Origin of the sequence: Streptomyces sp. NPDC003036 (genome assembly GCF_040611175.1) — a bacterium.
In the GTDB taxonomy this organism is placed as follows: Bacteria; Actinomycetota; Actinomycetes; order Streptomycetales; family Streptomycetaceae; genus Streptomyces.
The window spans coordinates 191,525-201,010 of record NZ_JBEXNO010000005.1; the positions used below are offsets into that span (position 1 = coordinate 191,525).

Sequence of the window (9,486 nt, forward strand, 5' to 3'; positions counted from 1 at the left end):
GTGCGTGCCGACGGACGATCCCACCGTCTGACGCGGGCTCAGCCCGCGTGGTCGTACACCGTCACCGGTACGCCCCGCGCCACGAGCCGCTCGGCTATCAGCGGCTCCACCCGCGCCCACTTACCGCCCGCCAGCCCGCAGCCGATCCTCGGCATGTGGACCGAGGCCCCGAGCTCGGCGGCCTTGGCGCCGAGCTTGTCCAGGGCGGCGTCGATCGCCTCGTACCGCACGGGCACTCCCTTGCTGCCCGTGCGGATCCCCCGCTGCCCCACCATGTTCGCCACCCAGAGGTACGGCTCCACCTGGACGAACTGCACGGCCCCCAGGCCGAAGTCGTTGCGGGCGCGCTCCCGGTGCCAGCGCCGGAAGGCGGCTTCCGGCTCGGGCCAGCGGCGCGAGAGGGCGAGGACGAAGCCCTTGCCCCAGCCGCCCAGGTCGTTGCAGACATGCGCGATGATCTTGACGCCCTTGCCGACCGGCGTGGTGGCGTCCCCCTGTACGTATGAAACCTGAGCGGTTTCCTGCATCCCTGTCACGCTCACCACCGTACGGGCGACCACTGACCATCGCACCGGACTTTCACATCGTTGGTGAGACAGCAATACTGTTTCACCGACGCATCGCACGCCGCACCACCGGAAGTGAGGCCCCCATGGCGACCGAGACCGAGGAGCACCAGCAGCCGACGCTCACCGTCGACGAGCTGGCGGCCCGGGCCGGTGTCACCGTGCGCACCGTGCGGTTCTACAGCACGCGCGGGCTGCTGCCGCCGCCGGTGATCGGGCCGCGCCGGGTGGGGCTCTACGGCCCCGAGCACCTGTCGCGGCTCGCGCTCATCGAGGAGTTGCAGCACCAGGGGATGACGCTGGCCGCCATCGAACGGTACCTGGAGCAGCTGCCTCCGGACCTCAGCGCCCACGACCTGGCCATCCACCGGGCGCTGGTGGCGACCTGGGCGCCCGACTCGCCGGAGGAGCTGTCGCGGGCGGAGCTGGAGCGGCGGGCGGGCCGGGCGCTGTCGGAGGAGGACGTGGCGCGGCTGACCGCGATGGACGTACTGGCGCGGACGGAGGACCCGGACACCTACCGGGTGGACGCCGGGCTGCTGCGGCTGGGCGTGCGGCTGCTGGACGTGCCGATCGCCCACGAGACGATCCTGGCGGCCCGTACGGTGCTGCTGGAGCACACCCGTTCGGCGGCGCAGGAGCTGACGCGGCTGTTCCGGGACGAGGTGTGGAACCCGTACCGGGAGCGTGAGTCGGATCCGGAGCACCTGGCGGCGATGAAGTCGCTGTCCGCCCATATGCAGCCGCTGGTGGTGCAGGCACTGGTCACGGCGTTCCAGCGGTCGCTGAAGGAGGAGCTGCGCGCGGCCTTCCGGGCGGAGTGAGCCGGGGGCGGTGCGGGCCTGCCGGGCGCGGTGCTGTGCCCGCGCTGGGCCCGCGCTGGACCGGCACCGGGGCGACCGGCCGGTGGACCCGGACGGCCCCCCCGACGACCGGGGCTCAGTCGCCGAACGTCTCGCCCCGCTCCGCCTTCTCCACCAGCAGCGCCGGCGGCTGGAACCGCTCCCCGTACCGCTCGGCGAGCTCCCGCGCCCGCGCGACGAAACCGGGCAGGCCGCCCTCGTAGCCGTTGATGTACTGGAGCACGCCGCCGGTCCAGGCCGGGAAGCCGATGCCCATGATGGAGCCGATGTTGGCGTCGGCGACCGACGTCAGCACGCCTTCCTCCAGGCAGCGGACGCTGTCCAGCGCCTCGGAGAAGAGCATCCGCTCCTTCATGTCCTCGAAGGGAACGGAGGCCCCCGCCCCGGATCCGCCGAAGTGCTCGCGCAGGCCCGGCCACAGGCCCTGCCGCTTGCCCTCCTGGTCGTACTCGTAGAAGCCCGCGCCGCCGCTACGGCCGGTGCGGCCGAAGTCGTCGACCATCCGGTCGATCACCGCGTCCGCGGGGTGCTCCGGCCAGGTGCCGCCCGCCTCCTCGACGGCCCGCCGCGTCTCGTCGCGGATCTTGCGCGGGAGGGTGAGCGTCAGCTCGTCCATCAGGGAGAGCACCTTCGCCGGGTAGCCGGCCTGCGCCGCCGCCTGCTCGATGGAGGCGGGCTCGACGCCCTCGCCGACCATCGCCACGCCCTCGTTGATGAACTGGCCGATGACGCGCGAGGTGAAGAAGCCGCGCGAGTCGTTCACGACGATCGGCGTCTTCTTGATCTGGCGTACGAGGTCGAAGGCGCGCGCCAGCGCCTCGTCACCCGTCCGCTCGCCCTTGATGATCTCGACGAGCGGCATCTTGTCGACCGGCGAGAAGAAGTGCAGGCCGATGAAGTCGGCCGGGCGCTCGACGCCCTCCGCCAGGAGGGTGATCGGCAGGGTGGAGGTGTTGGAGCACAGCAGCGCGTCGGGCTCGACGATGTCCTGGATCTCCTGGAACACCTTGTGCTTGAGCGCCGTGTCCTCGAAGACGGCCTCGATGACGGCGTCGCAGCCGGCCAGGTCGGCCGGGTCGGCGGCGGGGGTGATCCGTGCCAGCAGCTCGTCGCGCTGGGCCTCGGTCGTCCGGCCCCGCGCGAGCGCCTTGTCGAGCAGCTTGACCGCATACCCCTTGCCCTTCTCGGCCGCTTCGAGCGACACGTCCTTGAGGACGACGTCGATGCCGGCCTTGGCGCAGGCGTACGCGATGCCCGCGCCCATCATCCCGGCGCCCAGGACGGCGACCTTGCGGACGGTGCGCGGCTCGACGCCCTGGGGGCGGCTCCTGCCGGCGTTGACGGCCTGGAGGTCGAAGAAGAACGCCTGGATCATGTTCTTGGCGGTCTGCCCGGTGACCAGCTCGGTGAAGTACCGCGCCTCGATGGTCAGGGCGGTCTCGAAGTCCACCTGGGCGCCTTCGACGGCGGCGGCGAGGATGCTGCGCGGCGCCGGGTAGGGGGCGCCGTTGAGCTGCTTCCTCAGGTTGGCCGGGAAGGCCGGGAGGTTGGCGGCGAACTTCGGGTTCGACGGCGTACCGCCGGGGATCTTGTAGCCGGGTACGTCCCAGGGCTGCCGGGACTCGGGGTGCGCGTCGATGAACGCCCGCGCCTTGGCGAGCATGTCGTCCTCGGTGGCGGCCACCTCGTGGACCAGGCCGTTCTCCAGGGCCCGCCGGGGCGGGTACTGGGTGCCCTGGAGGAGCACCTTCAGCAGCGCGTCGGCGATGCCCATGAGCCGTACGGTGCGGGTGACGCCGCCGCCGCCCGGCAGGAGGCCCAGGGTGACCTCGGGCAGGCCGATCTTGGAGCCGGGCGCGTCGAGGGCGACGCGGTGGTGCGAGGCGAGGGCGATCTCGTAACCGCCGCCCAGCGCGGCACCGTTGATGGCGGCGACGACGGGCTTGCCGAGGGTCTCGATGCGGCGCAGCGCGCTCTTGATCTCGGTGGAGGTGTCGAAGACCCGCTGGGCGTCCTCGGGCCCGGCCTTCATCATGTCCTTGAGGTCGCCGCCCGCGAAGAAGGTCTTCTTGGCGGAGGTCCAGATGATGCCGCGGATCGCGTCCTTCTCGGCCTCCGCGCGCTCGGCGATCGCCGCGATGGAGGTGCGGAAGGCCTGGTTCATGGTGTTGGCGGACTGGTTGGGATCGTCCAGGACGAGGGTGACGACGCCGGTCTCGTCCTGTTCCCAGCGGATGGTGGTGCTCTCGGTCATGTGCTGCTCTCCGTAAGGGGTGCGGACGGGACGGTCAGACGCGCTCGACGACGGTGGCGATGCCCATGCCGCCGCCGACGCAGAGCGTGGCGAGGCCGTAGCGCTTGTCCTGGCGCTCCAGTTCGTCGACGAGGGTGCCCAGGATCATGGCTCCGGTGGCGCCGAGGGGGTGGCCCAGGGCGATGGCGCCGCCGTTGACGTTGACCTTGTCCAGCGACAGGCCCATGTCCTTGACGAAGCGCAGCACGACCGCGGCGAACGCCTCGTTGATCTCGACGAGGTCGATGTCGTCGATGGTGAGCCCCGCCTTGGCGAGGGCCTTGCGGCTGGCCGGGGCGGGACCGGTGAGCATGATGGTCGGCTCGGATCCGGAGACGGCCACGGAGACGATCCGCGCGCGGGGCGTCAGCCCGTACCGCTCGCCGACCTCCTTGTTGCCGATGGCGACGAGCGCGGCGCCGTCGACGATGCCGGAGGAGTTGCCGGCGTGGTGGACGTGGGCGATCTTCTCGATCCAGTGGTACTTCTGCAGCGCCACGGCGTCGAAGCCGCCCATGTCGCCGATGGCCGCGAAGGACGGCTTGAGGGAGGCGAGGGAGTCGGCGGTGGTGCCGGGCCGCATGTGCTCGTCGTGGTCCAGGACGACGAGGCCGCTGCGGCGGTCCCTGACCGGGACGACGGACCGCTCGAAGCGGCCCTCCTTCCAGGCGGTGGCGGCCCGCTCCTGCGACAGCGCGGCGTACTCGTCGACGTCGCGCCGCGAGTAGCCCTCGATCGTGGCGATGAGGTCGGCGCCGATGCCCTGGGGGACGAAGTTGGTCTCCAGGTTGGTCATCGGGTCGTTGAACCAGGCGCCGCCGTCCGAGGCCATCGGGACGCGCGACATCGACTCGACGCCGCCCGCCAGGACGAGGTCCTCCCAGCCCGAGCGGACCTTCATCGCCGCCATGTTGACGGCTTCGAGTCCGGAGGCACAGAAGCGGTTCTCCTGTACGCCGGCGACCGTGTCGGGCAGTCCGGCGGCGATGGCGGCGATCCGGGCGATGTCGGAGCCCTGGTCGCCGACCGGGCCGACGACGCCGAGCACGATGTCGTCGACGGCGGCCGGGTCGAGGCCCGGGAAGCGGTCGCGGAGCTCGTGGATGAGTCCGACCACCAGGTCGACGGGCTTGGTGCCGTGCAGGGCGCCATTGGCCTTGCCGCGCCCGCGCGGGGTGCGGATCGCGTCGTAGACGTACGCTTCGGTGCTCACTGGTCAGGCCTTTCGGGAGGGGTGGTCGAGCAGGGAACGGCCGATGATCTCCTTCATGATCTCGGTCGTGCCGCCGTAGATCGTCTGGATGCGGCCGTCCGTGAAGGCCCTGGCCACCGGGTACTCGGCCATGTAGCCGTAGCCGCCGTGCAGCTGGAGGCAGCGGTCGGCGACCCGCTTCTGCAGCTCGGTGGCCCACCACTTGGCCATCGAGGCGTGGACGGCGTCCAGCTCCCCGTCGGCGTGGTCGACGATGCAGCGGTCCAGGAAGGTGCGGGTGACGGCGCACTCGGTGGCCATCTCCGCGATCTCGAAGCGGATGTGCTGGAGCTTGGCGAGCGGCCGCCCGAACGCCTCGCGCTCCCTGACGTACTGCGTGGTGATCTCCAGCAGGTGCTCGGCGGCGGCGATGCCGGCGACCGCTATCGCCATCCGCTCCTGCGCGAGGTTGGTCATCAGGTGGATGAAGGCGCCGTTGAGCTCGCCGAGCAGGTTCTCCTTGGGGACGCGTACGTCGTGGAAGAACAGCTCGGCGGTGTCCTGGGACTTCTGGCCGATCTTGTCGAGGTTGCGGCCGCGCTCGAAGCCCTCCATGCCGCGCTCGACGACCAGCAGGGACAGTCCGTGCGCGCCGCCCTCGGGGGTGGTCCTGGCGACGACGATGACGAGGTCGGCGAGGATGCCGTTGGAGATGAAGGTCTTGGAGCCGTTGAGCAGCCAGTGGTCGCCCTTGTCCTCGGCGGTGGTGCGGATGGCCTGGAGGTCGGATCCGGCGCCGGGCTCGGTCATGGCGATGGCGCTGATGGTCTCGCCGGTGCAGAAGCCGGGCAGCCAGCGCCGCTTCTGCTCCTTGGTGGCCAGCCCGGTGAGGTAGGGGCCGATGATGTCGTTGTGCAGGCCGATCGCGAAGCCGGGCGTGCCGGCCCGGGTGAACTCCTCGGCGAGGACGGCGCTGTAGCGGAAGTCCGCGGTCCCGCCGCCTCCGTACTCCTCGGGCACCGCGAGGCCCAGCAGGCCCTGCCGGCCGGCCGCGCGCCAGGCGTCGCGCGCGACGATGCCGTCCTTCTCCCACTGCTCGTAGTGCGGGAGGACCTCCTTGGCGAGGAAGGTGCGGACGGTCTCGCGGAAGGCGTCGTGCTCGGCACTGAAGATCCGGCGTTTCACCCGGTCCCCCTGTTGTCGTCGTCGGAGCCGTCGGAGTCGGTGGCATGGTCGGAGTCGTTGGCCTGGCCCGAGCCGGTGGCCTGGTCCGAGCCGGTGGTACGGATGCTCGGTACGCCCCAGTCGCGGGCGATCTCGTCCGTGTCGGCGCCCGGCTGGGCGGGTGGGCGGCGCACGGTCCCGGGCGTGGCGGAGAAGCGGGGCGCGGGTGCGGGCTGGGTGATGCCGCCGTGGACGGTGAAGGTGGACCGGGCGGCGAGGTGCGGGTGTGCGGGCGCCTCGCGCAGCGAGAGGACGGGGGCGACGCAGGCGTCGGCCCCTTCGAAGACGGCGGTCCACTCGGCGCGGGTCTTCTCCTTGAACCGCCGGGCCACGGCGGCGCGCAGCTCGTCCCAGCGGGCGAAGTCCTTGCGGGCGGGTGCGGTGTCCTCGATGCCGAGGAGCGCGGTGAACTCGTCGTAGAACCGCTGCTCCAGCGCGCCGACCGCCATGTACTGGCCGTCGGCGGTCTCGTAGGTGCCGTAGAAGGGGCAGCCGCCGTCCAGGAGGTTGGCGCCGCGCCGGTCCTGCCAGCCGCCGGCCGCCATCATGCCGTGGATCATCGTGGCGAGGTGGGCGGTCCCGTCGGTGATCGCCGCGTCGACGACCTGCCCGCTGCCGCCCTCCCCGCGCGCGTGGTGGAGCGCGGCGAGCACGCCCACGACCAGGTAGAGGGCGCCGCCCGCGTAGTCCCCGAGGAGGTTGGCGGGCACGGTCGGCGGCTCGTCGCCCTTGCCGATCATGGAGAGCGCGCCGGTGACGGCGATGTAGGAGATGTCGTGCCCGGCACGCTGGGCGAGTGGGCCTTCCTGGCCCCAGCCGGTCATCCGCCCGTACACCAGCTTCGGATTGCGGGCCAGGCACGGCTCGGGGCCGATGCCGAGCCGTTCGGCGACGCCGGGGCGGTAGCCCTCGATGAGGACGTCGGCGCGCTCGGCGAGGTCGAGCACCCGCTCCGGTGCGCCGTCGGCCTTGAGGTCGATCAGGACCGAGCGCTTGTTGCGGTTGGTGAGGTCGTACGCCGGGTCGATGGCGAGTCCCGCGCCGCCGGGCCGGTCGACGCGTACGACGTCGGCGCCGAGGTCGGCCAGGAGCATGGCGGCGAACGGGCCGGGGCCGATGCCCGCCAGCTCGACCACGCGCACCCCGGCGAGCGGGCCGGTGCCTGTCGCTGCCATTCGAACCCCCAGCATGGTGTGACACAACTGCTGTAACAGCACTGATGCTAAGAACACGTTTCACTGCGCACAAGACCTGTGGACAACTCCGCCTCCGGGAGCGGAGCGACCGCGCCCGATTCCGGCCGAACTTGCTTGCTAGGGTCGCGACATGCGTATATCCGGCCGTCGGCCCCTCGCCCTGCTCGCCGCGCCCGTGGCAGCGCTGCTGATCTCCTGCTCCGGCGGCGGCGACGACCCGGCCGGGGCCCGGGCGACGACCACGGCCACGACGGCGCCGGCGCACGGTGCGGCGGCCCAGGAGGGTGACACCCGGCAGGACGACACCCAGGAGGCGGACCCCGCACCGGAGACCGGCGACGGCGCCTCTCCGGCCGCCGGCTCCGGTTCCGACTCCGACCCCGGTCCGGAGAAGGTGCGCGACGCCTTCGCCGGGCTCCAGGCCACGCTCGGCGACAGCTGCACGCCGGGCAACTGCTCCTACTTCCTCACCCGCGTCCACGAAGAGCTCGACGGCCTGGACCGTGCCATGAAGGCGGACCCCAAGGGCCCCGGCCACTTCCCCGAACCCATCGCGTGGATCGCCGCGCTGCGAACCTCACTCAAGGGCGACACCTCGTTCGACAACCTCAAGAAACACCAGAGCGAGCTGATCGGCACCCGCGACCGCATCAACGTCTGGATGCAGGACCACCCGGACGATTACCGCTGACACCCACGCTAGCCTCTGCCACCGACAACAGCTCCGCACGCACTGCACGCGTGGGGCTCCTGGGACGCGGAGGGCTGGATGGACAGACGGGACAGCACGGAACGGGCGCAGGAGGCAGGGGCGCAGGGGACAGGGGCGCAGGAGGCGCGCACGCAAGGGGCGCGGGCACAGGAGGCCCCGGCGCAGGAGGCGCGGCCCTACGACGTCGTGCTCTTCGGAGCCACCGGCTTCGCCGGAGAGCTGACCGCCCGCTACCTGGCCGGGCACGCGCCCGCACACTGCCGCTGGGCGCTCGCCGGGCGCAGCCGGGACAAGCTGGAGCGGCTGCGCGAGCGGCTCGCCGCCGAGAACCCCGCCTGCGCCGAGCTGCCGCTGCTGCACGCCGACGCCGCCGACCCCGGCTCCCTGCGCGAGCTCGCCGAGTCCACCCGGGTCGTGGCCACCACCGTCGGACCGTACATCTGGTACGGCGAGCCCCTGGTGGCCGCCTGCGCCGAGGCGGGCACGGACTACGTGGACCTGACCGGGGAGCCGGAGTTCACGGACCTGATGTACGTGCGCCATGACGCGCGGGCCCGCGAGACCGGGGCCCGTCTCGTGCACGCGTGCGGCTTCGACTCGGTGCCGTACGACCTCGGCGTCTACTTCACGGTCCGGCAGCTGCCGCGGGACGTGCCGCTGCGCGTCGACGGCTTCGTCCGCACCAACGCCGTGTTCTCCGGTGGAACCTTCGCCTCCGCGCTCACCGCGATGGGCCGCGGGCGCCAGATGCTCCGGGCGGCGCGCGAGCGACGGCTGCACGAGCCGCGGCTGGTGGGGCGGCGGGCCCGGGCTCCGCTGGCCGGGCCCCGCTTCAGCCGCGAGACCGGGGCGTGGGCGCTGCCGCTGCCCACCCTGGACCCGCGGATCGTGCAGCGTTCGGCGGCGGCACTCCCCCGGTACGGGCCCGACTTCCGCTACCGCCACTACGCGGCCGTCCGCACCCTCCCCATGGCGCTCGGCGGTGCGGCGGCCGTCGGCGCGGGCGTCGCCCTCGCCCAGGTGCCCGCCGTACGGCGGTGGCTGATGGAGCGTTACGAACCGGGGAGCGGCCCGGACGTGGAGCGGCGGGCGCGCAGCTGGTTCAGCGTGCGGTTCGTCGGCGAGGGCGGCGGGCGGCGGGTCTTCACCGAGGTGGCGGGCGGCGACCCGGGCTACGACGAGACGGCGAAGATGCTCGCCGAGTCGGCACTCTGCCTCGCCTTCGACCCGCTGCCGAAGACGGCCGGCCAGGTCACGACGGCCGTCGCGATGGGCGACGCGCTGCTGGACCGGCTGCGGGCGGCGGGCATCGTCTTCCGGGTGGCCGCTTCCCGCTGACCGCGCCGCCACGAGCGCGCGCCCGGGGCGGGCGGCCCCCCCCCCGCCCGCGCCGGGGCCGCCCCCCCCGCCGCCACCCCGCACCCCGAGACACCACGTGCG

The 9,486-nt window shown here is 72.5% G+C and carries 8 protein-coding genes; 3 read left to right on the forward strand and 5 right to left on the reverse strand.

Going from position 1 to position 9,486, the window contains the following annotated elements; translation table 11 throughout:
• Window positions 1–38 precede the first annotated feature (38 nt).
• Window positions 39–527, reverse strand: coding sequence for a macro domain-containing protein (locus tag ABZX67_RS06035; RefSeq protein WP_355355265.1), 489 nt, complete (start codon window positions 525–527; stop codon window positions 39–41).
• Between the two features lie 125 nt (window positions 528–652).
• Between ABZX67_RS06035 and ABZX67_RS06040 the strand changes: the two genes are divergently transcribed.
• Complete coding sequence (locus ABZX67_RS06040; RefSeq protein ID WP_355355207.1) at window positions 653–1,390, forward strand: MerR family transcriptional regulator; 738 nt, start codon at window positions 653–655, stop codon at window positions 1,388–1,390.
• A 115-nt stretch (window positions 1,391–1,505) separates the two neighbouring features.
• Here the strand turns inward: ABZX67_RS06040 and ABZX67_RS06045 are convergent, their stop codons facing one another.
• From ABZX67_RS06045 to ABZX67_RS06060, 4 genes are read right to left on the reverse strand one after another with little or no spacing between them, the layout of a single operon-like run.
• Complete coding sequence (locus ABZX67_RS06045) at window positions 1,506–3,683, reverse strand: 3-hydroxyacyl-CoA dehydrogenase NAD-binding domain-containing protein (protein ID WP_355355210.1); 2,178 nt, start codon at window positions 3,681–3,683, stop codon at window positions 1,506–1,508.
• A 34-nt stretch (window positions 3,684–3,717) separates the two neighbouring features.
• Window positions 3,718–4,935: an acetyl-CoA C-acetyltransferase gene (locus tag ABZX67_RS06050; protein ID WP_355355213.1), complete on the reverse strand. Its 1,218-nt coding sequence runs from the start codon at window positions 4,933–4,935 to the stop codon at window positions 3,718–3,720.
• Window positions 4,936–4,938: 3 nt separating this feature from the next.
• On the reverse strand, window positions 4,939–6,099 hold the full coding sequence (locus tag ABZX67_RS06055) for an acyl-CoA dehydrogenase family protein (RefSeq protein ID WP_355355216.1): 1,161 nt from the start codon (window positions 6,097–6,099) through the stop codon (window positions 4,939–4,941).
• Entirely contained in the window at window positions 6,096–7,313 is a 1,218-nt protein-coding gene (locus ABZX67_RS06060) for a CaiB/BaiF CoA-transferase family protein (protein ID WP_355355219.1), read from the reverse strand. Before ABZX67_RS06060 ends, ABZX67_RS06055 begins: the two co-directional genes overlap by 4 nt.
• A gap of 151 nt (window positions 7,314–7,464) precedes the next feature.
• Here ABZX67_RS06060 and ABZX67_RS06065 point away from each other — a divergent pair, with 151 nt between their 5' ends.
• Window positions 7,465–8,025, forward strand: coding sequence for a hypothetical protein (locus tag ABZX67_RS06065; protein WP_355355222.1), 561 nt, complete (start codon window positions 7,465–7,467; stop codon window positions 8,023–8,025).
• A gap of 78 nt (window positions 8,026–8,103) precedes the next feature.
• Window positions 8,104–9,384, forward strand: a complete 1,281-nt coding sequence (locus tag ABZX67_RS06070; RefSeq protein WP_355355225.1) for a saccharopine dehydrogenase NADP-binding domain-containing protein — start codon at window positions 8,104–8,106, stop codon at window positions 9,382–9,384.
• The last annotated feature ends 102 nt before the right edge of the window (window positions 9,385–9,486 follow it).